Below are 25,613 nucleotides of genomic sequence, written 5' to 3'. Positions count from 1 at the left end.
AAAGCCATAAAATTATATAAAGTGATGATTGTAACTGAAGTATAATGGCGGTAAAATTTTTAAGTTCATGTTTTTATGGCATGGAGAAAACGTTATTACGAGAATAATTCTTATTTTATATTTCAAAGGGGTCTATTATGAAAAATGATGCTTTAAAGCCGATGCTCTTTACTACGCTGAAAGGTTACTCTAAAGAGCAGTTCATCAAAGATGTAGTTGCAGGTATTATTGTAGCTATCATCGCACTTCCGTTATCAATAGCACTTGCGCTTGCATCTGGTGTTGGACCTGAACAGGGTATCTATACTGCAGTTATTGCAGGCTTCCTTATCTCTTTTCTTGGAGGAAGCAGAGTTCAGATTGCCGGCCCTACAGCGGCATTTGCAACTATAGTTGCAGGAATTGTCCAGAAGAATGGAATGTCAGGACTTGCACTTGCAACAGTTCTTGCCGGTATCATGCTGGTGATCATGGGACTTTTAAAACTTGGAAGTCTCATTAAATTCATTCCTTATACGATCACAACAGGCTTTACAGCAGGTATTGCTGTTACTATCGTTATAGGACAGATCAAGGATTTCCTGGGACTTACATATCCTCAGGGAACAGTTACGATCGAGACTGTTGATAAGGTAGGCGCTATCATAGCTAATATCGGAACTATCAATATCGATGCTGTGATCGTGGGCGTTGTATGTCTCGGAATTCTTATTGCATGGCCTTATATAAATAAAGTCATCCCGGGATCTTTAATTGCCGTAATTGTTGGCGTTGTTATGGTCAAGGTGCTTGGCATGAAGGTTAACACTATTGGAGATCTGTATACTATCAGTAGTGGTCTTCCAAGTTTCACAATGCCTGATTTTTCTTTTGCCGCTATCAAAAATATCCTTCCGGATGCATTTACAATAGCTATACTTGCTGCAATCGAATCACTGCTTTCATGCGTTGTTGCTGATGGTATGATCGGATCTAAGCATAGATCCAACATGGAGCTTGTGGCTCAGGGTGTTGGTAATATCGGATCTGCCTTGTTTGGAGGAATTCCTGCAACAGGAGCTATCGCAAGAACAGCAGCCAATGTTAAAAATGGTGGTAAGACACCTATAGCAGGTATGGTTCACGCAGTAGTGCTTGTCCTTGTACTTGTAGTACTTATGCCATATGCGGCTCTTATACCTATGCCAACCATAGCAGCTATCCTCTTTATGGTTGCTTACAATATGTGCCAGTACAGAGCCTTCTTCCACCTTGTAAAGACAGCACCAAAGAGTGACGTTATCGTACTTGTTCTTACATTCGTACTTACAGTAGTATTCGACCTTGTAGTTGCTATCGAGATCGGTATGCTGATGGCAGGACTTCTCTTTGTAAAGAGAATGAGTGAAGAAGCTGAAGTAAGAAGCTGGAAATATGTTGATGATGAAGAGCATGATCCTGATGCGCTCAGATTCCGCACTGTTCCAAAGGGTGTAAGCGTATATGAGATAAGCGGACCGATGTTCTTTGGTGTTTCAGATATGCTTGCTGATATTACAGTTAATGATTCAACAAGATGCGTGATCATAAGAATGAGAGGCGTTCCTGCACTTGATGCAACAGCAATGCGTTCTCTTGAACAGACTTATGATAAGCTCATCGGAAGCGGCGCACAGGTTATATTCTCTCATGTAAATGAGCAGCCAAGACACACAATGGAAAAGGCCGGCTTCATAGAAAAAGTTGGTAAAGACAACTTCTGCAAGAACATTGACGCATCTTTGGAACGAGCATCAAGCATTATCTAAAACTCGCTTATGTGAAAACTGCCGCATTTCCGGAGGGTTCCTGAGGGTGGCAGTTAATAAATGATTTTGTTGTCATGAAAATTATAAAAATTCAAGGCATGATATCTGGAGATTTATATTCCAGGGTCCGAAACTCGCTTCGCTCAGACATGCGGACCCTAAACGGAATATAAATATCCATCTATCAAGCTCTTGAATTTTTTATAATTTTCAAAGACAACAAAATCATTTATTAACTGCCACCCTCAGGAACCCTCCGGAAATGCGGCAGTTTTCTATAGTAAATGAGTTGCTAGTTTAGAAAATATGGTCTTAATCGATAATGTGAGCTCTCATATCAGCGTCTGGCTCATAAGCGGCTCTGATTCCGCCGATGTACTTAGGGCGGGTTCTTGCTGCAAGGACGTTGGCACTTCCGATTGTATTGTTTGTAAGCTTTACAGGAACAGCAACCCTCTTGAGGTTCATTCCGATGAGGGTTCCGCCGATGTCGATTCCGGCGTCGGCCTGGATTTCTTCAAGGGCAACGGGCTCTTTGAAGGTGTAGTAGGCGCATGTGGCGAAGGATCCGCCGGCTTTGGGCTGGGGGACAACGCATACGATATGGTCGGACATACCGATGGCGTCAGCAGCTTCTTTTTCTATGATAATGGCACGGTTAAGATGTTCGCAGCACTGGGATGCAAGATAGATTCCTTTTTGGGAAAGTTCTTCGTATATAGCGGCAAATACGGCTTTAGCTACTTCGAGACTTGAATTGGAACCGATCATGTCTCCGCAGATCTCGCTTGTTGAGCAGCCGACAACAAATACCTGGCCTTTACCTATGCCGGAAGCTTCTACTATTTCATTAACGCAGGCTCTTGCCTGGTCTTTGAGCTTTTCGAGGTCTAGTGTTGATTTTCTGTAAACATCTTCTTTGTTTGTCATTATAGATTTCCTTCTTTTGGTATATTATCTTTTTTAGCCTGTTTTCTTATTAGACTATTATTTCTTTTAGTATATTAGCTGTTTGAGAACTTATCTTTCTTGTTATGGATCAGTAGGATTCGAGGAGTCTTGGCTTAACCTGCTTTACAAGAACTGTGCCAAGTGCTGTTGCGATTATGAAGCATACACCGCCCTGAACTACGTTACCATATACGCCTGCAAAGGCTGAAAGTCCAAGTCCAAGGAAAATGCTCTCAAATACGAAATATCCAAAGACCATTATAAACTCTGCGAAAATACCTGCAAGTACCATTGCGACAGGTCTTTTTTCTTTGAAAGTCTTAGTATAAAAAATGTTGGCAACTATTACCATCAGGAACTTTATGATGAATGTGGCAGGAGCATAGATGGTGTAGCCAGCAGAAAGGTCTGCAAGTGCGCTTCCAAGGCCGGCTGCAAGAGCACCGTATACGCCGCCGATAAGATAGCTGCACAGAAGTACTGCGGCATCTCCTATGTTAACGTAACCACCTGTGATAGCGATGGGAATTCTTATTACTATGGTAAAAACAAAAACGATCGCAGCCATAAGACCGCTGATAACAAGCTTTCTAAGGTTAGTATTTTTCATAATGCTGTCTCCTTTGTTCTAGGGCTTAAAATATAGAAATGTCTGGGCGTTTTATATAGGAATTCCTGATTTAAGAATACTCAAATTCTTATGAAACATGATACTATCATCTGGAATTATTATAATATCCAGTTTTGACTTTTTGAATAAGACCAGATACATATTGGGTTCTTTTTTAAAACGAAATTACAAAAAGTCATGTATAATGATGCTGGTACGAAACTCATTCGATATTTAATTTTGGACTTACAAAAATATTAAATGTTATAGAAGAAGGGACTTTTATGATAGATCAATTCGAAAGAACTAATATACTGCTTGGTGATGATGGAATGGAAAAGCTTAAAGGAAGCCGCGTTGCTGTATTTGGCGTAGGCGGTGTCGGAGGCTTTGTGTGCGAAGCTTTAGTAAGGAGCGGAGTTGGAGAGATAGATCTAATAGATAGCGACAGGGTCTGCTATACCAATCTTAACAGGCAGATAATCGCACTTCATTCTTCTATAGGTAGATACAAGGTTGATGTTATGGCAGACAGGATCAGAGACATAAATCCTGAGTGCAAGGTTCACGTTCATAAGACTTTCTACCTTCCGCCTGAAGCAAGGACCATGCAGATGATGGGTAAGGAACAGGATCAGGCAGATAATGAAGACGGTGCAGATAACGAAGGAGCTGCAGAGAAAAATATAACATGCGAGCAGTTCGATTTTTCTTCATATGATTATGTAGTAGATGCGATAGATACTGTAACAGGTAAGATTGGCCTTATAGTAGAATGCGATCAGGCCGGGACTCCCATAATAAGTTCAATGGGCGCTGGTAACAAGCTTGACCCGACAGCTTTTGAAGTTGCTGATATCTATAAAACTTCAGTTGATCCGCTTGCAAGAGTCATGAGAAGAGAGCTCAAAAAGCGCAGGATCAAAAAGTTAAAGGTTGTTTATTCCAAGGAAGAGCCGGTAAGTACCGGTATAGAAGGAAAAGGTAGCCGCAGAAGGACCCCTGGTTCGACCGCATTTGTGCCATCAGTGGCAGGTCTCATAATTGCTGGAGAAGTTATTCGTGACCTCGTTCAAAATAACTGATATAATATTACAGCTTAAGAAGAGATATCGTTTTAAAGCGAAAGGTTTTTAGTTTTTATGAGTAGTAACATCAAAATAGAAGAGATGCTTCTGGATACAAGGAATAAGCTTGTTATCGACGTTCGCAGTAAGGAAGATTATGACAAGGAAACATATCCTGATGCGATCAATATCTTTTGGGAAGACTTTATGGAACATAAAGATGAGCTTCCTAAAGACAAGCCTATTTATCTTTTGTGCTATTCAGGACGTAATTCTGAAGATATAGCAGATATCCTTTCCGAAGAAGGGTATGAGATATACAGCGTTGAAGGCGGCTATTATTCATGGCTTCGTATAAAGCTCGAGATGTTCATGAAGGATGGCGAAGCATCAGAAAAGCGTTGCAAGGATATAGAGCACAGTCTTATCAAGAAATTCAGAAAAGATATCTGGAGTCAGTTTACCAAGGCTATAAATATCTATGATCTGATACAGGATGGCGATAAGATAGCAGTCTGCATCTCAGGCGGTAAGGACTCTATGCTTATGGCCAAGCTTTTTCAGGAGCTTCACAGGCATGGCAAGCAGAACTTTGAAGTTGTGTACCTTGTTATGAACCCTGGCTACAACGATATCAATTATCAGACGATCCTTAATAATGCAAAGCTCATGCAGGTTCCGATCACAGTATTCCGTTCGGAGATCTACAATATAGTTGCCAAAGATGATATCGCCAAGGCAGGAAGCCCATGCTATCTTTGTGCCCGCATGAGAAGAGGAGCTCTTTATCAGAAAGCAAAAGAGCTTGGATGCAACAAGATCGCACTTGGTCATCACTATGATGATGTTATCGAGACTATCCTTATGGGAATGCTTTACTCAGGCCAGGTTCAGACTATGATGCCAAAGCTCCACTCTACAAACTTTGAAGGCATGGAGCTTATAAGACCTCTTTACCTTATAAGAGAAGAGGATATAATTAAATGGCGTGATCATAATGAACTTCACTTCATCCAGTGTGCGTGCAGGCTTACAGAGAGCTGTGCAAGCTGTGGTGGTACTGAGCAGGGTTCTAAGAGAGGCGAGATCAAGGGACTTATCAAAGAGCTCAGACAAAAGAGCCCTTATATAGAAAGTAATATTTTCAGAAGCGTAGAGAATGTTCACATCAATGCCATAATGGGATATAAGACACCTGACGGCAAGAGACATTCTTTCCTTGATAATTATGATGAGAAAAAGATTTGAGGAGTTATAAAACCATGGGAATGAATCCGGCAAATATAATGAAACTGATGCAGAGACTTAATATATTCAGAACACAGCATCCTAAATTTCAGGCTTTTCTTGGAAGCGTAACACAGGGAGCTATAAGGGAAGGAACTATAATCGAGATCAAGGTTACAGATCCTGATGGAGGAGAATATATCTCCAATATGAAGCTTACCAGTGATGACATAGAAACAGTCGAGATACTCAAAAATATCAGAGAATAAAACATTATTTTACTAATATTTCGCATTAGGTGCGAAGTAATCATAATCTCCAAAAGCTATAATAAAATGAAAATTTGAATTGTTTTTTATCAGAATGAAGTATAAAATCTCTTTGTGTAAGAGCTTACATCGGTGAGCTCTTTTTGGGTTGACAGATCAGGATTTGTTTAGGGGAGTAGTGATTCAAGGATGTTACAGGGAGTGATAAAAAAAGAAAATCTGATATTTCTTATATGTCTATTTATCGGGATATGCTCACTTAATGTAGTTCCGGTCCATGCGAAAGAAAAGGAAGTCGTACGTGTGGGCTACTATGAAAATGAGATCTTTCAGGAAGGTGCCAGTGAGGGTGCTGTCAAATCCGGGTACGCATATGAATACTATCGCAAATTATCCGAATATACCGGTTGGGAATATGAGTATGTATATGGTACATACAATGAACTGTACAAGCAGCTTGTTGATGGACAGATAGACCTGCTTGCCGGTATTGCCATGCTTGATGACAGAGTAGGTGTCATAGCTTATCCTGATCTGGCAATGGGAAGTGAACTGTATAGTCTTATCAAGCATGATACTGATGATAGTATATCTTCCAATCCGGCTTCTTTTGAAGGCAAAAAGATCGGTATATTAGACAGCGCTATGGTCAATGCACTAAGCGATTATCTTTTTGAACAAAAGGTAAGTGCGGATATCATTACCTATGATGATTATGCTTCTCTTTTTGAAGATTTTGAAAATAGTCAGTTGGATATTGCAGCTGTAGAAGGAAGCGGAACCTATAGCAGAGAGGGCATAGAAGTACTTTGCAGTTTTGGAACTACAGATTATTACCTGTGTGTAAATATAAACAGACCGGATCTTCTTTTTACGCTTAATCAGGCACAGAATCTCCTTGCAATAGAAGAACCTAACTATATCAACAGTCTTAGGAATAAGTACTTTTCAGGCAGTGTTTCAAGTCTTGCATTTTCAGGCTCGGAAAAAGAGTGGATCGCAGCTAACAAAACTCTTGATGTGGGATATATAGAGGATTTTCTTCCATACTGCGCCACAGATTCTGAGGGTAATGTTACCGGTGTGGTTAAAGATGTCATACCTATGATACTTGGTGCACTTAACCTTGAGGATATAGAAGTTACTTATCATGGATATAAATCTTATGATGAGATGTTGTCTGACATGAACAGTGGGGCGATCGACCTGGCATTTCCTGTGGAAGGAAGTCTTTTCTATTCAGAAGAGAATGGTATCTACCAGTCCAGTCCTTTGGTATCAACCAATAATGAACTTGTATACAAGGGTGATTATGATAGCAGCTCTGTAAAGACGTTAGCTGTATATATGAATTCCGGATTGCAGTATTACTATACTATAGCAGCCTTTCCTGATGCACAGCTTAAGTTTTATGATTCTGTAGATGCCTGTATGGAAGCGGTTCAGAAAGATGAAGTTGACGGAACTATCCTTAATGGTCTCAGAGCATATAATCTTCTTAGAAACAGTAAGTACCATGGCCTTTCTGCAACACAGCTTATTGGTAAGGATGATTTATGTTTTGGTATCGAGATAGGTAACAAGGGGCTTTTGAAACTGATCAACAGAGGCTTGAGCGTGCTGGATGAAGACTATGTTCTTAATACAGCATCGCGCTATTCTGACAATCTTTATAAATACGGTCTCAAGGATTTTTTGAAAGATAATTCAGAGATTGGTATAGCCTTTTTGATCATTGTGTTCCTGATAATCCTGGTTATACTGGTACTTCAGTCAGAGCGCAAGATCGCCAAAGAGAAAGCACAGCGATTTGCTATACAGAAGATTTTCGACCAGATGATAATGGCGTTTGCCCAGATGATCGATAAAAAAGACGAATATACCAGCGGACATTCGTTCAGGGTTGCAGAGTATTCACGTAAGCTTGCAAGAAAGATCGGATATTCAGAGGCGCTTGCACAGAAGGTTTATAATATAGCGCTTTTGCATGATATAGGAAAGATAGCAGTGCCGAGCCGGATTCTTCATAAGCCTGAATGTCTTGATGATAATGAGTATTCTATTGTTAAGGAACATGCTTCTTTGGGAAAAGAAATTTTGCAGGAGATAGATTCACTTCCTGAGATAGCCCTTGGAGCGGGCTACCATCATGAAAAATATGATGGAACAGGTTATCCGGAGGGTCTTAAGGGCGAAGCAATTCCAAAGATAGCACAGATAATATCTGTTGCAGATGCTTTTGATGCTATGTATTCAACAAGACCTTACAGGAAAAGGATGGATTTGGAAGATTGCCTTATGGAGATAAGAAAAGGTGAGGGAACTCAGTTTAATCCTGAACTGGCAGAAGCTTTTATTGAACTGGTCCATGATGGATGGCTTGATAAGATTGATACAGATAATGATGTGCTTTGGTGGTAATATATGATATTATGATGTTGGGGCCTTAATAATCGGCCTCAACATTTTTTGTTGCACAAGACCGGCAAGCGAATGGATGCTTGCATACAAATTCATTTGCCGGTTGTAAGAACATGGAGCACGAAGTGCGGAATGTTCGTGTGCGAAATCGAGTAGGAGTCAGCCTACTCGATTGCAATTATTTCTTTTCAAGGAGTTTGTATATGGCATTTTGGACACAGCTATTAGATGTTGCACATGGCTTTACGATCCTTGGTATTACGATAAGGTTTATATTTTCTACTATAGTAGGTACGACTATTGGTATAGACAGAGAGATGAAGAACAGATCTGCGGGTATCAAAACCCATGTTCTGGTATGTCTTGGTGCATGTATGGTAAGTACTACAAGTCAGTATGTAAGTATGGCTTTTCAGGGAGTTAATGGAGATATTAACAGACTTGGTGCACAGGTTATAAGTGGTGTCGGTTTTCTTGGAGTTGGTACTATCTTAGTGACCGGTAAGAATCAGGTCAGAGGGCTTACAACAGCTGCTGGCTTGTGGGTATGTGCCTGCGTAGGTCTTGCTGTAGGTATTGGCTTTATTGAGGGTGCAACAATAGCCTTTTTATTCATAATTTTCACATTAAGAGTTTTAAATCTTGTAGATAACAGGATTCATATGTACGCCAGGGATTTTGAGCTATATATTGAATTTGAGAATACTAAAAGTGTCAGATTATTCATTGAGGAAATGCATAAAAAAGAGATCAATATCTATGAACTCAATGTCAATAAAAGTGATATAAAGGGGCAGGGTCCGATAGCAATAGTGAGAGTTGGTATTGGTAATATCAAGGACAGACCGGGATTTATAGATAAGCTGAGAGAATATGAATATATCAGCTTTGTTGAAGAACTATAAGATAATTATTTTCTGTTTTTTTCATGTGTATTATAATTAAATAAATAGATAGTTTGAAATATTGAAGTGTCTTTTTGTATACTTATATTATAAAAACAAGAGGGAGAGTATATATGATACAGTCAGGCATTAATATGGAGCAGGTTAAAGCTTATAACAGGGCCATGATCATTCAATACATTTGTGAACATAAGACTGCATCAAGGGTAGATATAGCTGCAGAATGTGGTCTTACACCGGCTGCAGTTACTCAGATCATAAGCCCTCTTATCAGGGACGGGATCATAGTTGAAGTAGGTACTACCGGAAGAAAGAAGGGCGCCGGAAGAAGGAAAGTACTGCTTTCTATGAATTATGAAAACATATTTCTTTATTCAATTAATATAGAGCGTTTTAAAACTTTCATTGTGTTAACAGATATTAATGGTAATGCAGTAGCTATGGATAAGGTTACTACAGATTACGAGATGGAGCCGGAAGCTTTTCTTAAGATCATTGCCGGTGCCTGTAAGGATCTTGCAGATAAGGGTCATGCTTCTATAAAGGATAAGATCAAAGGCGTTAGTGTCGGTATCCCTGGAATCGTTGATATAGATAAAGGCATATCTGTAGATTCGATCGGAATGTGGAACAGACCTGTTGAGGTGTGCTCTATACTTAGTAATGAGTTGGGATTACCTGTTATCATTCAAAATGATGTCAGTGCTTTTGCGAGAGCTGTATTACTTCTTGGAGAGGGAAGAAACAAGAAAAATCTTTTGGCAGTTAAGTGGGGGCAGGATATTGGCGGCGCTATTGTTATTAATGGCGAAGTATATGAAAATAAAGACCGAAAGGTTGCGGGAATCGGTCATATGATAGTTGATCCTGATGGAGATATCTGCAGTTGTGGCAAAAGAGGATGCCTTGAAACTGTAGCATCTTATCAGAAAATGAAAAGTATTGTCCCATTTGAAATAGAAGAAATTGAAGAAGCATTTGAAAAGGCTGTTAAGGAGCAGAATAAAGAAATTGAAAAAGCTATTTCGTTTTTTGCTTTGGCAATAGCTAATGCCTGTGCTATTTGCGCTCCGGAAAATATCATTCTAAGCGGACCTTTGTTTGGAGTAAAGGGCATTAGAGATAAGTTTGCTTTGTGTATTAAAAAGATCGACCCTTCGATTGATGAGAGTCGGATTATATATTCAATGATTACTAAGTCAGAAGAATATATCGGACCTGTAGCTGAGTTTTTGCAAAGGGCTGTATTTGGAATTAAATTCTGATATGAAAGTGATTGTGAAAATACCCGAAAAACATTTTGAATAGTGATATGCAGATAAAAATAACCCCTGCAGCTGTGATATGCTGCAGGGGTATTATTATACTCGTAATTCCTGGCCGTGTTCATTGAGCCATTTGCGATGCTTCTCGTAATCAGGAAGCACACTTTCTACCGTAGCCCAGAAAGCCTTGGAATGATCCATATGGGTAAAATGTGCAAGTTCATGAACTACAACATAATCAAGAACTTCCGGCGGTGCCATGATAAGTCTCCAGTTGAAGGATAAAGTTCCGCTTGAAGAGCAGGAGCCCCACCTTGTCTTTTGGTCTCTGATGGCTATCTTCTTGTGATGAACACCCATGATCTTCTCAAAGTGCTGAACTCGAAGTGGAAAAAAGTCAGAAGCGGCTTTCTTGTACCTCTTCTCCATTAAGGCTCGCTGCGTCTCAGTGAGATTGGGCTTTAAGTCCTTGAGCTTCTTCTCTTTGATGACCATCTCTTTGTGCTTGTCTACGATCCACTGAGCACGACCTTCCAGCATATCATTGACTGCAGAGTCACTTGTGCGAAGCGGGATTCTAAGTTCTGCGCTACCATCGGTATTGACTATTACAAAGCCGGTTTTTCTTTTTGAACGGATAACACTGACAGGAAGGCTGTGCTGACCTGATCTGTCTGAATAATTAATGTACTTGGTTACAGTTCCCTCTGTTAATTTTTTCATATCCCAATAACCCTTTAAGGCTCCTCCATCGAATATAAAAAATCTCCCTGCAAGTAGTATAGCATATAGAAATTTCAGGTTAAGGCTTGACTTTTTGGAATGTTTTAGTAGATTGCCGGGATGTGCTTCTATAGCCGATTTGAAAATAAAAATAAGTTATAGAAAAAAACTATTGACATGGAATAGGGTCGATAGTATTATTATTTCATAATCCTACTGAACAAGTATGAATAGTATGAAAGAACATAATCAGATTATAAAAGAGTCGAAGGGAGTAAAGTATTATGGCTAACATCAAAAAATCAGCAACAGAACTTATCGGACACACACCACTTCTTGAACTTGTAAACTTCCAGAATGCAGAGAACGTCAAGGATGCAAAGATCATTGCAAAGCTTGAATACCTCAATCCTGCCGGAAGCGTGAAAGATCGTGTAGCATATGCTATGATAGTAGATGCTGAAAAGAGCGGTAAGATTAAACCAGGCGCAACAATCATTGAGCCTACTTCAGGTAATACAGGTATTGGTATTGCTTCTGTAGCAGCTGCAAGAGGCTACAAGGCTATCCTTACACTTCCTGATACAATGAGTGTTGAAAGACGTACGATCCTTCAGGCATATGGTGCTGAACTCGTACTTACTGACGGTGTTCAGGGTATGAAGGGTGCGATCGCCAAGGCAGAGGAACTTCACAAGGAGATTCCTAATTCTATAATCCTTGCACAGTTTGATAACCCAGCTAATGCAACAGCTCACAGAACTACAACAGGACCTGAGATCTGGGAAGATACAGACGGACAGGTTGACTATTTTGTAGCTGGTGTAGGTACAGGTGGTACACTTACAGGTGTAGGTGAATTCTTAAAGAGCAAGAATCCAGATGTTAAGATCATTGCAGTAGAACCGGATACTTCCGCAGTTCTTTCCGGAGAGAAGCCAGGACCACATAAGATCCAGGGTATTGGTGCCGGCTTTGTTCCTTCTGTTCTTAATACAGAGATTTTTGATGAAATAATCAGAGTTCCTAACGAGAACGCATTTGAAACAGGCAGAGCATTTGCAAAAGATGAAGGAATCATGGTTGGTATTTCTTCAGGTGCAGCACTCTGGGCTGCTAAGCAGGTTGCTTTAAGACCTGAAGCAAAGGGTAAGAATATAGTAGTTCTGCTTCCTGATTCAGGAGACAGATATCTTTCTACACCTCTTTTTGCAGCAAAATAATTCAAGAGACAGATTCATTTCGTCTCTTGAAAATATACATATAGGGATGGAATGAATCATGTCACAACCTTTAATTAGGGTCGAAAAAGTCAGCAAGATCTTTAAGACCAAAGACAATACCGTAGAAGCTCTAAAGAATATAAGCCTCGACATTGAAAAAGGCGATATATTCGGCATCATTGGCATGAGTGGAGCGGGAAAGTCAACACTTGTAAGATGCCTTAATTTCCTTGAAAGGCCTACAAAAGGCGATGTCTTTATAGATGGAAAGAGCCTTGGGAAGATGACAGACAGGCAGCTTCGTGCTCAGAGGCAGGATGTTGCTATGATATTCCAGCACTTTAATCTTCTTATGCAAAGTACAGTAATTGATAATGTGTGCTTTCCTATGAGGATCAATAAGGTGCCACATCATAAGGCAAGAGAAAGGGCTAAGGAACTTCTTAAAGAAGTTGGTCTTGAGGATAAAGCTTTTGCTTATCCAGCTCAGCTTTCAGGCGGTCAGCAGCAGCGAGTTGCTATTGCAAGAGCTCTTGCAAATAATCCAAGGATACTTCTTTGTGATGAAGCAACAAGTGCTCTTGACCCTAAGACTACAAGCGAGGTTCTGACTCTTTTAAAGAAGATCAATGAAACTCATGGCATTACGATAGTCATTATCACTCACGCAATGTCAGTAGTTCAGGAAATCTGTAATAAGGTAGCTATTATTGACAGGGGCGTAGTAGCTGAAGTTGGAAATGTACTGGATGTATTTAATAATCCTCAGTCCGATGCGGCTATGCGACTTGTCCTTTCATCAGGCTCAGGTGAAGTACCTGAGATGAAAGGCGATCACCTTGTCAGAATAGTATTTACAGAAAACTCCTCATATGAACCAGTTGTTGCTAACATGGTTCTTAAATTTCAGTCACCTGTGAATATCATGTTCGCTAATACAAGAGATATTGGCGGAATTGCACAGGGACAGATGGTACTTCAGCTTCCTGATGATGAAGCCTTAAGAGGTCAGATGATCCAGTATCTTAAGGACAGAAGGCTGGAAGTTCAGGAACTTTCTTCTATGAAAGAATTTGAGGAGGTGAATGACTGATGAATGTTATTGCAGATATATTAGAATTTTTTACTGGTATTATCAGGGCAATTCCGGAAATACCAATGAACGTCGCTGATTTTTTTGACAAATACGGCGCTCTTCTTTCACAAAATACCGGAATCACTCTTTACATGGTCTTTGTATCAACGGCACTTGCCTATGTAATTGGTATACCGATTGGTATATGCCTTGTTATTACGTCTGAGAATGGACTTAGACCCAACAGACATATCTATAGATTTCTTGATGTAATAGTTAATATAGTAAGAAGTATACCGTTTCTTATCCTGCTGATCCTTATCATGCCGATCACCAAGCAGATTGTCGGCAAGACCTGGGGAGCAGAAGCTACTATAGTACCGCTTGTATTTGCAGCGGCTCCCTTTATTGCCAGAATGGTTGAATCTTCTCTTATGGAGGTTGATCACGGAGTAATAGAAGCTGCGCAGAGTATGGGCGCTTCAAACTGGACGATAGTATGGAGAGTCATGGTATCAGAAGCCAGATCTTCTCTTCTTGTAGGAGCTACCATCGCTCTTGCTACTATCCTTGGTTATTCTGCTATGGCAGGATCTGTAGGTGGCGGCGGTCTTGGTGATGTAGCGATTCAGTACGGCTATTACAGATATCAGACAGGAGTTATGGTAGTTACTGTTGCGCTTCTGGTTATTATGGTTCAGATAATGCAGGCATTTGGAATGTGGCTAAGTAAGCGCCTTGATAAGAGAATTACTAAATAACTATACCTTTAAAAAGTTTGATACACTTTAAGTATCTGAGGATAAATAAATATTATGGAGGAATTATTATGAAAAAGAAACTGTTTGCAACATTACTCACATCTGTACTTGCTATTAGCGCTATAACAGGCTGCGGCAAAGATGCCGGCAATAATACTTCTGATAACACTCAGAACACAGGTGCACAGGAAAGTGCTGGCGACCTTGAAGTTATCACAGTTGCAGCTACATCTGTTCCACACGCTGAGATCCTTGAGAGCGAAGTAGTTACAAACGCTCTTGCAGCTAAGGGATACAAAGTTGAAGTTACTGTATTCGAAGATTATGTTCAGCCTAACAATGTAGTAGATGGCGGCGAGTTTGATGCTAACTACTTCCAGCACATTACATACCTTAATGATTTCAATGAGCAGAACGGAACAAAGCTTGTAAGCGCAGGCGGAATCCACTATGAGCCATTCGGAATCTATGGCGGAACCAAGAAGAGCCTTGATGAGATCGCTGATGGTGATACTATCGCAATCCCTAATGATACAACTAACGAAGCAAGAGCACTCCTTCTTCTTGAAGCTAATGACCTTATTAAGCTCGAGGATGGCGCTGGTCTTACAGCTACAGTTAATAACATTGTAGAGAACCCTTACAACCTTACTATCGTTGAAGTTGAGGCAGCTCAGGTTCCTCACCAGCTTGACAGCGTAAGCTATGCAGTAATGAATGGTAACTACGCTATGGAAGCAGGATTCACTGTTGCAACTGATGCACTTGCATACGAAGCTCAGGATTCAGAAGCTGCAGAGAAGTATGTTAACGTAATCGCTGTAAAAGAAGGCAATGAGTCAAATCCCGGAATCGTAGCTTTAGTTGAAGTTCTTAAATCTGATGAAGTTACAGCATGGATCGAAGAGCAGTATAAGGGATCTGTAGTACCTTATGCAGGTAAATAAATCTGATTTTTGAAAAAACCTACTTGAAAATATTGAAGTTAGTGGGTATAGTATCATAATATAAAGGCAAGGGCGCCGATATTTATTCGGTCTCCTTGCCTTTTTTTATTTGTATCTAATACCTTTGAATGGTCAGAAAGGATAAAAGAAATGACTAAGTATACCAGAGAAGATATATTTCGTATTGTAGAAGATGAGGACGTGGCTTTTATAAGACTTCAGTTCTGCGATATATTTGGAAATCCCAAAAACATTGCTATTACACCTTCCCAGCTTGAAGTGGCTCTCGACAGAGAACTTACTTTTGACGGATCTGCAGTAGAGGGATTTGTACGTAAACATGAAAGTGAGATGTATCTGTATCCGGATCTTGATTCATTTGAAATATATCCATGGAGACCTCAGTCAGGTAAGGTTGCCAGAATGTTCTGCGATGTATATACGCTTGACAGAAAGCCTTTCGAAGGTGATCCACGTAATATCCTCAGAAAAGTTCTGAAAAAAGCCGAAGAAATGGGTATTTCTTTTAAGGTTAATCCTGAAATAGAATTCTTCCTTTTTGGATGTGACGATTCAGGAAATCCTGTTCCTGAAACAAAAGAAACAGCAGGCTATTTTGATGTTGCTCCAGCAGACATGGGAGAGAATGTCAGACGTGATATCATTCTCAACCTTGAAGACATGAACTTTAATATTCTTTCATCTCATCATGAGATCGCACCTGCCCAGCATGAGATCGATTTTGAATGTGATGAAGCAAGCCGTATCGCTGATATGATACAGACTTTCAAGATGGCCGTTAAGACTATAGCAAGAAAGCACGGCTACTATGCAACATTCATGCCCAAGCCCCTTGAAGGTGTTAATGGTTCAGGAATGCATATCAGCTTTTCTGCTTTTGATAATGACGGTACTAATATTTTTACAGATAGCAGTGATGAACTTGGCCTTTCCAAGAAGGCATACGCTTTTATAGCAGGTCTTCTTGAGCACATGGAAGGAATCAGTCTTGTGACCAATCCTCTCATCAACTCTTATAAGCGCCTTGTTCCCGGATATGATGCGCCTGTAAATATGACCTGGACTGCATCAAGTGCTAACCGTACATCACTTATCCGCATTCCTTATAAAAGAGGTAATAAGACTCAGATAGAGTTAAGAAACCCTGATGCAACATGTAATCCATATCTTGCAATCGCTCTTTGCATAGCTGCAGGTCTTGATGGAATAGAAAAGAATATGCTGCCTCCGAAGCAGCTCTCTATGCAGCATGCCGATGATTATGATGCTAAAGATCAGTTTAAGACACTTCCGCAGACACTTGGTCAGGCAATTAATGCATTTAAGAATGATGATTTGATCAAAGATGTACTTGGAGAAGATGTCTGTTTTAAGTTCCTTGAAGCCAAGGAAGGCGAGTGGAAGAGATTCAGAAGCTGTGTAACCCAGTGGGAAATGAACGAATATCTTGGGAAATACTGATATATGGCTAACGTAGTTGTTGCATTTGCAAAGGATACAGATTCGGGGAATTTTAAAAATATATTGGTCCGAAGAGGCTTTAATGTTGCAGCTGTCTGTAATTCAGGAGCGCAGGCCCTGACAGCAATGGAAAATCTTGGCAATGGTGTTATAGTCTGTGGATACAGACTTGGAGACATGATCTGCGAAGAGCTTGCTGCTGACCTGCCATCCTATTTTCAGATGCTTCTTATTGCATCCCCTTCAAAGCTTGAGGAAGTAGACCTTCCGGAGAATGTGATATCACTTCAGACACCTCTTCAGACGGATGTTCTTGTGTCGACCCTTAATATGATGCTGGAAGGCGTCAGCAGGAAGAGAAGAAAATCCAGAGAAAATAATAAAAGAGAACGCACCGAAAAAGAGAAAGAAACTATAAGAAAAGCAAAAGAACTTCTTATGGAAAGACATAAAATGACAGAACCGGAAGCACATCATTATCTTCAGAAGTGTTCCATGGATTCGGGTACTGGCATTGTTGAAGCGGCAGAGATGATCATTTCTCTTAATAGCGTATAAAACCGTGTTGTTAGCAAGCTGCAATACGGTTTTTCTATTGCATTTTGGTGAGTCATCATAGATTAATATATGCTAAAAAACATGTTGCAAAAAAATATTGTTGTTTTATAAACAAATAGTGTGACATTTAGAAATTCTATGATATTATATAAACTGTTTAAGGTCATGTACCTTGTTTAATAATGAGAAAAAGGGGACAGTATTCATGATTCAGAAGCTGATATCAGCTATCCAAAAGACTGATGCACCCATTGTGGTGGGTCTGGATCCGAAGCTATCAATGATTCCGGATCGAATTAAGGAAAGTTCTTTTAAAGAGTTTGGACAGACGCCCGAAGGTGCTGCTGATGCACTTTGGCAGTTCAATAAGGAAATAGTAGATTCCGTTTATGATGTGATCCCGGCTGTTAAGCCACAGATCGCCATGTATGAACAGCTTGGCATAGACGGTCTTATTGCCTTCAAAAAAACAGTCGATTATTGCCATGAAAAAGGTCTCCTTGTTATCGGTGATATAAAAAGAGGCGATATTGGCTCTACTTCAGAGTCTTATGCTATCGGACATTTAGGTAGTGTAACAATTGGTTCAAACAGATTTTCAGGTTTCAACGAAGATTTCGCAACAGTCAACCCTTATTTGGGAAGTGACGGTGTTAAGCCATTTATAGATGTATGTAATTCTGAAGACAAGGGAATCTTTGTCCTTGTCAAAACATCTAATCCTTCAAGTGGCGAATTCCAGGACAGATTAATAGATGGTAAGCCTTTATATGAGCACGTAGGTGCCAAGGTTGAAGAGTGGGGTCAAAGCTCTATGGAAGGTGATTACTCTAATGTAGGCGCAGTTGTTGGTGCAACATATCCTGAAATGGGCGCTAAACTCCGCAGTATCATGCCTCATGCCTTTATCCTTGTTCCGGGATACGGAGCGCAGGGTGGTAAGGGAAGCGACCTTAAAGGCTTCTTTAATAAAGATGGTCTTGGCGCTATCGTTAACTCATCAAGAGGAATCATTGCTGCATGGCAGAACGAGAAGTATCAGAAATTCGGTGACAATGTTGGAGAAGCAGCAAGAGCAGCCGTGTTTGATATGAAAGAAGATATAAATTCTGCTATCAAATGATTTTGTGATCAACCGCACAATTTGCGGAAATAATATAACACAGGGGATAGATTACATGGAAAAGTACAAGGAAGAGTTTATTAATTTCATGGTGGACAGTAATGTCCTGAAATTTGGCGACTTCACACTTAAGAGTGGAAGAAAGTCTCCGTTCTTTATGAATGCCGGAGCATATGTAACAGGAACCCAGCTCAGAAAGCTTGGTGAGTTCTATGCAAGAGCTATTCATGAAACTTTCGGCCTTGAATTTGACATTTTATTCGGACCTGCTTACAAAGGAATTCCGCTTGCTGTATCAACCTGTGCAGCAATCAGTCAGCTCTATGGCAGAGATATCAAGTATTGTTCAAATCGTAAAGAAATAAAGGATCATGGTGATAAGGGAATCCTTCTTGGAAGTAAGATCAAGAACGGAGACCGCGTTCTTATTATCGAAGATGTAACTACATCAGGTAAGTCTATCGAAGAGACATATCCTATTATCCAGGCTCAGGCTGACGATGTTGATGTAGTTGGTCTTATGGTATCACTTAATCGTGAAGAAAAAGGTCTTGAATCTGACATGTCAGCACTTGACGAAATTCATGAAAAGTATGGTTTTGGTACACATGCTATCGTAACAATGTCTGATGTTGTTGAGTATCTTTACAACAGACCTATTGATGGCGAAGTGATCCTTACCAAAGATATTAAAAAGAAAATTGATGAGTACTATAAGGAATATGGTGCTGTCAAAGCATGATAATTAACTATATTGAAGTCGTAAGTAAAGGAGGCTTTATATATGGAAGAAAAGACATATAAGCTTATGGGTAGTACCGGAGCTTTAAATATCGTATTCGGTATTGTATCAATAATAGCAGGAGTAGCTGCAGGAGTGCTTCTCATCGTAAGTGGCGCAAAACTCCTTGGCGGACGTAAGAAGATTTTATTTTGAGTAACAGAGTAGAACCGTGGGGTCAGAAACCATGGAATAAGAATCCATGGGCGAAGGATACCGGAGAGACTTACCACGCACATAAACACAAAAAGAAAAAGAAAAAACACTTCCGTTTGCGTGCACTTATGTTCAAAAGACGTTATATCTTTACTGATAATGTGCACCCAAGGAAGGGTATCCTGTCTTTCATACTGAGCGTAATTGCTGCTTTCGCGCTTGTATCATGCGTGAAGGCGGCTTTTGATGCCGGTGGACAGGCAGATATCAAGTATGGTGTAGCAGTATTCCTTGCATTTGGATATAGTATTGCAGGACTTGTACTTGGTATCCTTGCTATGAAGCAAAAAAAGATTTTCAAAATATTCCCGGCTCTGGGAATCATAATCAACACTCTTAATATACTAATAGTAGTCTTTTTGACAGTGATGGGATCTATTTGATCGCATTTTGGTAATGGGATATTTATGCGTGTCCGGATCTCCTATCTTGAGGTGCGGCATGTATCAAATAAAGAATTAAATAGTTAAAAAAGGAGCAATGCAAATGGCACAGGTTGGTATTGTAATGGGATCGGATTCTGATATGCCGGTCATGGCAAAGGCGGCAGATATTCTCGAAGAACTTGGAATATCTTATGAGATGCATATTATATCTGCACACAGAGAACCTCAGGAATTTTTTGATTATGCAAACAGCGCTGAGGAGAAGGGATATAAGGTTATCATAGCCGGAGCCGGTATGGCAGCTCATCTTCCGGGAATGTGCGCAGCAATCTTCCCGCTTCCTGTAATAGGAATCCCTATGCATACAACATCACTTGGCGGACGTGATTCTCTTTATTCTATAGTACAGATGCCTACGGGTATTCCTGTAGCTACAGTTGCAATCAACGGGGGCGCTAATGCCGGGATTCTTGCAGCTAAGATCCTTGCAACAAGTGATCCTGAGCTCCTTAAGAGATTAAAAGACTATTCAGCTTCTCTTAAAGAAAGCGTTATTGCAAAAGATGAGAAGCTTTCCAAGGTTGGATACAAGAACTATTGATCAGAGGAACAAAATTTGTTTTTGATTCCTTAACTATTCTATGAGTAACAATAATATTTAAAAGGTATATTTTAGGAGGAACAAGAAGTGGCACTGAATTACAAGAACGCAGGCGTAGATATTGAGGCTGGATATGAGTCTGTAGAATTAATGAAAAAGTATGTTAAGCAGACAACACGTCCTGAGGTAATGGGAGGCATCGGAGGATTCTCCGGAGCATTTGATCTTGCAGCAATTAAGGACATGGAAAATCCGGTTCTTTTATCAGGAACAGATGGTGTTGGTACTAAGATCAAATTGGCATTCCTTATGGATAAGCATGATACTGTTGGTATCGACTGTGTTGCCATGTGTGTTAACGACGTTGCCTGTGCAGGCGGCGAGCCACTCTTTTTCCTTGATTATATTGCTTGTGGTAAGAACTATCCTGAGAAGATCGCTACTATCGTAAAGGGTGTTGCAGAAGGTTGTAAGATGGCTGACTGTGCACTTGTTGGTGGTGAGACAGCTGAACATCCAGGTCTTATGCCTGAGGATGAGTACGATCTTGCAGGTTTCTCTGTAGGTGTATGTGAGAAGAAAGATCTTATCGACGGAAGCACAATTAAAGCAGGTGATGTTCTCATCGGCGTTGCATCAAGCGGTGTTCACTCTAATGGATTCTCACTTGTTCGTAAGGTTTTTGATATGACTAAAGAAAGCCTTGATACTTACTATGATGAACTTGGAAAGACTCTTGGTGAAGCACTTATCGAGCCTACACGTATCTATGTTCACATGATGAAGTCTGTTAAGAATGCAGGCGTTAAGGTTAAGGGCTGCAGCCACATCACAGGCGGCGGTTTCTATGAAAATGTTCCACGTATGCTTCCTGAAGGTAAGAGAGCTGTTATCGAGAAGGATAGCTACGAAGTACCTGCAATCTTCAAGCTTATGCAGAAGAAGGGCGATATCGATGACCAGATGATGTACAACACATACAACATGGGTCTTGGTATGGTTCTGTGCGTAGATCCTGCAGATGTAGACAAGACTATGGAAGCTGTTAAGGCTTCAGGCGAGACACCTTATGTTGTAGGCAGAATCGAAGATGGCGAGAAGGGTGTAACATTATGCTGAAGATAGCTGTATGCGTATCAGGGGGAGGAACCAACCTTCAGGCGATAATTGATGGCATTGAATCAGGTGTCATCAAAGATACCGAGATCGTACTTGTCTTTTCAAATAATCCAAATGCATATGCTCTTGAAAGAGCAAAGAAAGCCGGAATCCCGGCAGTTTGCAAGTCTCCTAAGACTTATCCTTCAAGAGAAGAATTTAATAAAGACTTCCTTGATACACTTGTAAACGCAAATCCTGATCTTGTTGTTCTTGCAGGTTGCATGGTAGTTATACCAAAAGAAATAGTAAGAGCATTTCCTAACCGTATCATCAATATACATCCTGCTCTTATTCCTTCTTTCTGTGGTCAGGGCTATTATGGACTCCATGTTCATGAAAAGGTTCTTGAAAGAGGCGTGAGAGTTACAGGAGCAACCGTTCATTTTGTTGATGAAGGTACAGACACAGGTCCGATCATTTTGCAGAAGGCTGTTATGGTTGAACAGGGGGATACACCCGAGATACTTCAAAAGCGTGTAATGGAGCAGGCTGAGTGGAAGATCATGCCAAGAGCAATTAATTTAATAGCTCAGGGCAAAGTAAAAGTTGAAGATAGAAAAGTTATAATTGACGGATATGATTCAAACGATCTGTAATTAGCATTGTAATATGCTAAAATCGCGGATATAATTTAATCGGAGGAGATTCTAATGAAAGTCCTTGTAGTCGGTGGGGGCGGTCGCGAACATGCGATGGTCGAAGCAATTTCCAGAAGTAAACAGGTTGATAAGATTTATTGTGCACCAGGTAATGCAGGTATTGCAAAACTTGCAGAGTGCGTACCATACGGTGTAATGGATTTTGATAAAATTGGAGAATTCGCCAAAGAAAATGGCGTTGATCTTGTTGTATGCAGCCAGGACGACCCGCTTTGTGCAGGAATCGTAGATGCCCTTGAAGAAAAGGGTCTAAGAGTTTTTGGAACAAGAAAGAATGCTGCTATCATTGAGGGAAGTAAAGCTTTTTCAAAAAATCTTATGAAAAAGTATAGTATTCCAACAGCATCTTACGAGACATTTACAGACGCCGATAAGGCTAAGGAATATCTTAAGACAAAAGCCAAGTTCCCTATAGTATTAAAGGCTGACGGACTTGCTCTTGGTAAAGGTGTTCTTATCTGTCAGAATCTCGAAGAGGCGCTTAGCGGCGTTGATGAGATCATGCTTGATAAGAAGTTTGGAAGTGCAGGTAATGAGATGGTCATCGAGGAATTCATGACCGGAAGAGAAGTATCTGTTCTTGCATTCGTAGATGGAAAGCATATTAAACTCATGAGTTCTTCTCAGGATCATAAGAGAGCAGGAGATGGAGACACAGGCCTTAACACAGGTGGCATGGGTACATTTTCTCCAAGTCCTTTCTATACAGAAGAGATCAACAAGATCGCATGTGAGACAATCTATCAGAAGACTGTTGATGCTATGGCAGCTGAAGGTAGAGAGTTCAAGGGAGTGCTCTACTTTGGTCTTATGATGACAGCTGATGGACCAAAGGTTGTTGAATATAACACAAGATTTGGTGATCCTGAAACTCAGGTCGTGCTTCCACGCATGAAAACTGATATAATAGATGTCATGAATGCTGTAATTGACGGCACTCTTGATAAAATAGATCTTGAATTTGAAGATAAGGCAGCCGTTTGCGTAGTACTTGCATCTGAAGGATATCCTGTTAAGTATGAAAAAGGTAAAGTTATTTCAGGCCTTGATTCGTTTGATGGTATGAAAGACGGATATTGTTTCCATGCAGGAACTAAGTTTGACGAACAAGGACGTGTAGTTACAAATGGAGGCCGAGTGCTTGGCATTACAGCTAAAGGTAATACACTTAAAGAAGCCAGGGAGAACGCATATAAGCTTACAGAGCTTGTAAGCTTTGAAGGCAAATATATGCGTCATGACATCGGTAAAGCACTTGATGAGATCTGATAGTTTGTGTGCTTTACGAGTCCGGCAGAAAGAAAGAGGTAAACTATGGAGAGAAAACGTGGGAGAATAGTGGCTTTAATAGTCGCATTTGCAACTGTCCTGACACTTGTTATGGGAAGTGCATTTATAGCTGATGCAGAGACAGTAACATATGCAACTGTTACAGCTTCATCAGCTAAGGTTCGTTCTAACACTGATACGTCTAGCGAAGTAGTTGGAAGTCTTAAGAGCGGAGATCAGGTTCAGATCCTTGCTGAAGTAACAGATGCCAATGGACAGGTTTGGTACAAGGTTAATGTAGTTGGCGGCACTGGTTATGTAAGAGGAGACCTTGTTGCTAAGGGAGAACCTCAGGAAGTTGATACATCTGCAAATAATACTGCAGATTCTACACAGGTTGAAGATACTTCACAGACTCAGACCACAACAACAGATAATACACAGGCTACAACAGCTGATAACACACAGACAGCTCAGGATCTTCCTGATACTCAGGTTACAGCTATGGATTCTACATCAGCTACTGTTACAACCAGCAAAGCTAATGTACGTTCAGGTGCCGGCACAGCTTATTCTGTTGCAGGAAGTGTTTCAGCTGGTGATGTAGTAACAGTTACCGGTTCAGCTAATGATTCATCAGGCAAGCAGTGGTATTACATTACTCTTTCAAATGGAGTTCAGGGATTTATTCGTGCAGACCTTGTACAGCTTGGTGCAGCTCAGACATCTGAAGGTGGAGAGACTACTGAGGGAACCGGCGAAACTACTGAGACTGGTGAAAACACAGAGACTCAGGAAAACCCTGAAGGTGATACAACTCAGCAGGAAGTGCCTCAGGAGCAGACTACTGGTGGTAATACTATAGTTGCAACCTCATCAAATGATGCTTATTTTGTATTTATCGACCAGGATGGAACATATCAGCTTGTTAAGAATAAAGATGGCAATGCTGTAAAATACAGTGTTGAAGGCGTTCTTGCAGCTAATGATTATGTTCAGAAATATGGTGCTAAAAAAGGATTAAGCGTTCTTGATATTATCCTTATAATTCTTGTAGTTGTACTTGCAGGAGCAGTTATCTTCCTGTTTATCAGACTCAGAAACCTTCTTTACTATGATGATGAAGGCGGCAATTATGAGGATGATAACATGCAGTACGAGGATGAACCAAGACCTCGTAAGCCAGGACTTTTTGACAGATTTAAGTCAAGAAAAAATGATGGATACGATGATGGTTATGATGACGGATATCCAGAAGATGGTTATCCGGAAGAATATCCCGAGGAAGGACCTCTTCCTGAGGAAGAAATGCCACCGGTTGAAAACAGTTCTACTGTAAGACCTGAGAGAAATTCAAGACCTACACCTCGTAAATCCAGAAATTTTGCTGATGACGATGATTTTGAGTTTGAATTCCTTGATCTCGATAATGATAATGATGGGAAGAGACGCTAACTGTACCTTGAAATGCATCCATGCATTTCAAAACAGGTACTAGATGACATCCTGTATCTAATATAAGCCGGATTGGAACAATGTATTTCAATCCGGCTTCTTTATTCTTTATGAAAAAATCAAACTATATTCTTTTTTTCATAAAAACAAAAGAAAAAGTCTTGTTATTTGCCATAGAAAAACCGATATTTAATAAAAGCTTCATAATTCTTCCAGCCATATTTATTGACATGAATAATCTCCCTGTTATACCATTTATATAACAGAGGTTATAGGTATGATGATAGAAATCGATTTTAACAGTGATGATGCCATTTACCTGCAATTGTGTAATCAGATAATACTTGGAATAGCTACTTCACAGTTCCGTGAAGGAGAGCAGCTTCCAAGTGTCAGGACATTGGCAGAAACCATTGGTATTAATATGCATACGGTCAATAAAGCTTATTCTATCTTGCAACAGGAGGGATTTGTAAAGATTGACCGAAGAAAAGGTGCCGTTATCGCAGTAGATATCGATAAGCTGCAGGCGCTTGAAGAGGCAAGACAAGGGCTTGAAGTCGTTCTGGCAAGGGCTCTTTGTAAGAATATTTCTAGAAATGAGATCCATAATCTTATAGATCAGATTTACGATGATTACAGCGGAATCTGATAATATCTTTAACTAAAATACACAGCAGGAGGGAATGTA

Annotated in this window: 26 protein-coding genes; 23 read left to right on the top strand and 3 right to left on the bottom strand. The window is 40.3% G+C overall.

The annotated features are described in order from the left end of the window. Positions 1 to 137 precede the first annotated feature (137 nt). Positions 138 to 1,787, top strand: a complete 1,650-nt coding sequence (locus WAA20_RS15265) for a SulP family inorganic anion transporter (protein ID WP_073389103.1) — start codon at positions 138 to 140, stop codon at positions 1,785 to 1,787. Positions 1,788 to 2,099: 312 nt separating this feature from the next. Here WAA20_RS15265 and WAA20_RS15260 read toward each other — a convergent pair whose 3' ends face one another. Next, complete coding sequence (locus WAA20_RS15260; RefSeq protein ID WP_073389105.1) at positions 2,100 to 2,717, bottom strand: TIGR01440 family protein; 618 nt, start codon at positions 2,715 to 2,717, stop codon at positions 2,100 to 2,102. Between the two features lie 109 nt (positions 2,718 to 2,826). Continuing rightward, positions 2,827 to 3,348, bottom strand: coding sequence for an ECF transporter S component (locus WAA20_RS15255; RefSeq protein ID WP_073389106.1), 522 nt, complete (start codon positions 3,346 to 3,348; stop codon positions 2,827 to 2,829). A gap of 284 nt (positions 3,349 to 3,632) precedes the next feature. Here WAA20_RS15255 and WAA20_RS15250 point away from each other — a divergent pair, with 284 nt between their 5' ends. The 6 genes from WAA20_RS15250 to WAA20_RS15225 all read left to right on the top strand — a co-directional run bounded on the left by WAA20_RS15250 (position 3,633) and on the right by WAA20_RS15225 (position 10,502). Further along, entirely contained in the window at positions 3,633 to 4,433 is an 801-nt protein-coding gene (locus tag WAA20_RS15250; RefSeq protein ID WP_073389108.1) for a ThiF family adenylyltransferase, read from the top strand. A 57-nt stretch (positions 4,434 to 4,490) separates the two neighbouring features. Further along, positions 4,491 to 5,663, top strand: a complete 1,173-nt coding sequence (locus WAA20_RS15245; protein WP_207649298.1) for an ATP-binding protein — start codon at positions 4,491 to 4,493, stop codon at positions 5,661 to 5,663. Positions 5,664 to 5,710: 47 nt separating this feature from the next. Continuing rightward, the gene (locus WAA20_RS15240) at positions 5,711 to 5,911 is read left to right on the top strand and encodes a hypothetical protein (protein ID WP_338801424.1); all 201 of its coding nucleotides are present in this window, start codon (positions 5,711 to 5,713) and stop codon (positions 5,909 to 5,911) included. 303 nt (positions 5,912 to 6,214) lie between these two features. Beyond that, positions 6,215 to 8,332 carry an HD domain-containing phosphohydrolase gene (locus WAA20_RS15235; RefSeq protein WP_167562744.1) on the top strand — a complete coding sequence of 706 codons (2,118 nt, stop codon included), beginning with the start codon at positions 6,215 to 6,217 and terminating at the stop codon, positions 8,330 to 8,332. A gap of 203 nt (positions 8,333 to 8,535) precedes the next feature. Then, entirely contained in the window at positions 8,536 to 9,237 is a 702-nt protein-coding gene (locus tag WAA20_RS15230; RefSeq protein WP_073389112.1) for an MgtC/SapB family protein, read from the top strand. Positions 9,238 to 9,350: 113 nt separating this feature from the next. Then, complete coding sequence (locus WAA20_RS15225) at positions 9,351 to 10,502, top strand: ROK family transcriptional regulator (RefSeq protein ID WP_073389114.1); 1,152 nt, start codon at positions 9,351 to 9,353, stop codon at positions 10,500 to 10,502. A 96-nt stretch (positions 10,503 to 10,598) separates the two neighbouring features. Here WAA20_RS15225 and WAA20_RS15220 read toward each other — a convergent pair whose 3' ends face one another. After that, a complete protein-coding gene (locus tag WAA20_RS15220) occupies positions 10,599 to 11,225 on the bottom strand; it encodes a M48 family metallopeptidase (RefSeq protein ID WP_073389116.1) in 627 nt (208 codons plus the stop codon). A gap of 284 nt (positions 11,226 to 11,509) precedes the next feature. Here WAA20_RS15220 and cysK point away from each other — a divergent pair, with 284 nt between their 5' ends. The 16 genes from cysK (at position 11,510) to WAA20_RS15140 (ending at position 25,574) form a co-directional block, all read left to right on the top strand. Further along, entirely contained in the window at positions 11,510 to 12,448 is a 939-nt protein-coding gene (cysK, locus tag WAA20_RS15215) for a cysteine synthase A (RefSeq protein WP_073389117.1), read from the top strand. Positions 12,449 to 12,506: 58 nt separating this feature from the next. Beyond that, positions 12,507 to 13,541 carry an ATP-binding cassette domain-containing protein gene (locus WAA20_RS15210; RefSeq protein WP_073389119.1) on the top strand — a complete coding sequence of 345 codons (1,035 nt, stop codon included), beginning with the start codon at positions 12,507 to 12,509 and terminating at the stop codon, positions 13,539 to 13,541. A 65-nt stretch (positions 13,542 to 13,606) separates the two neighbouring features. Continuing rightward, positions 13,607 to 14,284 (top strand): methionine ABC transporter permease, encoded by a 678-nt coding sequence (locus WAA20_RS15205; protein WP_073389166.1) that lies wholly within the window; start codon positions 13,607 to 13,609, stop codon positions 14,282 to 14,284. A gap of 68 nt (positions 14,285 to 14,352) precedes the next feature. Beyond that, positions 14,353 to 15,231 (top strand): MetQ/NlpA family ABC transporter substrate-binding protein, encoded by an 879-nt coding sequence (locus WAA20_RS15200; protein WP_073389120.1) that lies wholly within the window; start codon positions 14,353 to 14,355, stop codon positions 15,229 to 15,231. 150 nt (positions 15,232 to 15,381) lie between these two features. Next, positions 15,382 to 16,713, top strand: a complete 1,332-nt coding sequence (gene glnA, locus WAA20_RS15195; RefSeq protein WP_073389122.1) for a type I glutamate--ammonia ligase — start codon at positions 15,382 to 15,384, stop codon at positions 16,711 to 16,713. 3 nt (positions 16,714 to 16,716) lie between these two features. Next, positions 16,717 to 17,271, top strand: a complete 555-nt coding sequence (locus WAA20_RS15190) for an ANTAR domain-containing response regulator (protein WP_073389123.1) — start codon at positions 16,717 to 16,719, stop codon at positions 17,269 to 17,271. 205 nt (positions 17,272 to 17,476) lie between these two features. Next, a complete protein-coding gene (pyrF, locus tag WAA20_RS15185) occupies positions 17,477 to 18,394 on the top strand; it encodes an orotidine-5'-phosphate decarboxylase (protein ID WP_073389125.1) in 918 nt (305 codons plus the stop codon). 55 nt (positions 18,395 to 18,449) lie between these two features. Continuing rightward, positions 18,450 to 19,136, top strand: a complete 687-nt coding sequence (gene pyrE / locus WAA20_RS15180) for an orotate phosphoribosyltransferase (RefSeq protein ID WP_073389126.1) — start codon at positions 18,450 to 18,452, stop codon at positions 19,134 to 19,136. Positions 19,137 to 19,178: 42 nt separating this feature from the next. Next, a complete protein-coding gene (locus WAA20_RS15175; RefSeq protein WP_167562745.1) occupies positions 19,179 to 19,331 on the top strand; it encodes a hypothetical protein in 153 nt (50 codons plus the stop codon). Continuing rightward, positions 19,328 to 19,774 (top strand): DUF6142 family protein, encoded by a 447-nt coding sequence (locus WAA20_RS15170; RefSeq protein WP_081373912.1) that lies wholly within the window; start codon positions 19,328 to 19,330, stop codon positions 19,772 to 19,774. The genes WAA20_RS15175 and WAA20_RS15170 overlap by 4 nt, the downstream gene beginning before the upstream one ends. A 103-nt stretch (positions 19,775 to 19,877) precedes the next feature. After that, a complete protein-coding gene (purE, locus tag WAA20_RS15165) occupies positions 19,878 to 20,378 on the top strand; it encodes a 5-(carboxyamino)imidazole ribonucleotide mutase (RefSeq protein ID WP_073389128.1) in 501 nt (166 codons plus the stop codon). Positions 20,379 to 20,471: 93 nt separating this feature from the next. After that, positions 20,472 to 21,497 carry a phosphoribosylformylglycinamidine cyclo-ligase gene (purM, locus tag WAA20_RS15160; protein WP_073389169.1) on the top strand — a complete coding sequence of 342 codons (1,026 nt, stop codon included), beginning with the start codon at positions 20,472 to 20,474 and terminating at the stop codon, positions 21,495 to 21,497. Beyond that, positions 21,491 to 22,135: a phosphoribosylglycinamide formyltransferase gene (gene purN / locus WAA20_RS15155; protein WP_207649299.1), complete on the top strand. Its 645-nt coding sequence runs from the start codon at positions 21,491 to 21,493 to the stop codon at positions 22,133 to 22,135. The genes purM and purN overlap by 7 nt, the downstream gene beginning before the upstream one ends. A 54-nt stretch (positions 22,136 to 22,189) precedes the next feature. Beyond that, positions 22,190 to 23,467 (top strand): phosphoribosylamine--glycine ligase, encoded by a 1,278-nt coding sequence (purD, locus tag WAA20_RS15150; protein WP_073389129.1) that lies wholly within the window; start codon positions 22,190 to 22,192, stop codon positions 23,465 to 23,467. A 45-nt stretch (positions 23,468 to 23,512) separates the two neighbouring features. After that, on the top strand, positions 23,513 to 24,922 hold the full coding sequence (locus tag WAA20_RS15145; protein ID WP_073389131.1) for an SH3 domain-containing protein: 1,410 nt from the start codon (positions 23,513 to 23,515) through the stop codon (positions 24,920 to 24,922). A gap of 277 nt (positions 24,923 to 25,199) precedes the next feature. Then, positions 25,200 to 25,574 (top strand): GntR family transcriptional regulator, encoded by a 375-nt coding sequence (locus WAA20_RS15140; RefSeq protein ID WP_073389132.1) that lies wholly within the window; start codon positions 25,200 to 25,202, stop codon positions 25,572 to 25,574. Positions 25,575 to 25,613 lie beyond the last annotated feature (39 nt).

The organism is Butyrivibrio fibrisolvens (assembly GCF_037113525.1).
Lineage (GTDB): Bacteria > Bacillota > Clostridia > Lachnospirales > Lachnospiraceae > Butyrivibrio > Butyrivibrio fibrisolvens.
This window is presented reverse-complemented; position numbering and strand designations above follow the sequence as displayed.

Bases quoted from the DNA above. Each gene is read 5' to 3' on its own strand.
- WAA20_RS15265 (WP_073389103.1), top strand. From the start codon at position 138: ATGAAAAATGATGCTTTAAAGCCGATGCTCTTTACTACGCTGAAAGGT.
- WAA20_RS15260 (WP_073389105.1), bottom strand. From the start codon at position 2,717: ATGACAAACAAAGAAGATGTTTACAGAAAATCAACACTAGACCTCGAA.
- WAA20_RS15255 (WP_073389106.1), bottom strand. From the start codon at position 3,348: ATGAAAAATACTAACCTTAGAAAGCTTGTTATCAGCGGTCTTATGGCT.
- WAA20_RS15250 (WP_073389108.1), top strand. From the start codon at position 3,633: ATGATAGATCAATTCGAAAGAACTAATATACTGCTTGGTGATGATGGA.
- WAA20_RS15245 (WP_207649298.1), top strand. From the start codon at position 4,491: ATGAGTAGTAACATCAAAATAGAAGAGATGCTTCTGGATACAAGGAAT.
- WAA20_RS15240 (WP_338801424.1), top strand. From the start codon at position 5,711: ATGCAGAGACTTAATATATTCAGAACACAGCATCCTAAATTTCAGGCT.
- WAA20_RS15230 (WP_073389112.1), top strand. From the start codon at position 8,536: ATGGCATTTTGGACACAGCTATTAGATGTTGCACATGGCTTTACGATC.
- WAA20_RS15225 (WP_073389114.1), top strand. From the start codon at position 9,351: ATGATACAGTCAGGCATTAATATGGAGCAGGTTAAAGCTTATAACAGG.
- WAA20_RS15220 (WP_073389116.1), bottom strand. From the start codon at position 11,225: ATGAAAAAATTAACAGAGGGAACTGTAACCAAGTACATTAATTATTCA.
- cysK (WP_073389117.1), top strand. From the start codon at position 11,510: ATGGCTAACATCAAAAAATCAGCAACAGAACTTATCGGACACACACCA.
- WAA20_RS15210 (WP_073389119.1), top strand. From the start codon at position 12,507: ATGTCACAACCTTTAATTAGGGTCGAAAAAGTCAGCAAGATCTTTAAG.
- WAA20_RS15205 (WP_073389166.1), top strand. From the start codon at position 13,607: ATGAACGTCGCTGATTTTTTTGACAAATACGGCGCTCTTCTTTCACAA.
- WAA20_RS15200 (WP_073389120.1), top strand. From the start codon at position 14,353: ATGAAAAAGAAACTGTTTGCAACATTACTCACATCTGTACTTGCTATT.
- glnA (WP_073389122.1), top strand. From the start codon at position 15,382: ATGACTAAGTATACCAGAGAAGATATATTTCGTATTGTAGAAGATGAG.
- WAA20_RS15190 (WP_073389123.1), top strand. From the start codon at position 16,717: ATGGCTAACGTAGTTGTTGCATTTGCAAAGGATACAGATTCGGGGAAT.
- pyrF (WP_073389125.1), top strand. From the start codon at position 17,477: ATGATTCAGAAGCTGATATCAGCTATCCAAAAGACTGATGCACCCATT.
- pyrE (WP_073389126.1), top strand. From the start codon at position 18,450: ATGGAAAAGTACAAGGAAGAGTTTATTAATTTCATGGTGGACAGTAAT.
- WAA20_RS15175 (WP_167562745.1), top strand. From the start codon at position 19,179: ATGGAAGAAAAGACATATAAGCTTATGGGTAGTACCGGAGCTTTAAAT.
- purE (WP_073389128.1), top strand. From the start codon at position 19,878: ATGGCACAGGTTGGTATTGTAATGGGATCGGATTCTGATATGCCGGTC.
- purN (WP_207649299.1), top strand. From the start codon at position 21,491: ATGCTGAAGATAGCTGTATGCGTATCAGGGGGAGGAACCAACCTTCAG.
- purD (WP_073389129.1), top strand. From the start codon at position 22,190: ATGAAAGTCCTTGTAGTCGGTGGGGGCGGTCGCGAACATGCGATGGTC.
- WAA20_RS15145 (WP_073389131.1), top strand. From the start codon at position 23,513: ATGGAGAGAAAACGTGGGAGAATAGTGGCTTTAATAGTCGCATTTGCA.
- WAA20_RS15140 (WP_073389132.1), top strand. From the start codon at position 25,200: ATGATGATAGAAATCGATTTTAACAGTGATGATGCCATTTACCTGCAA.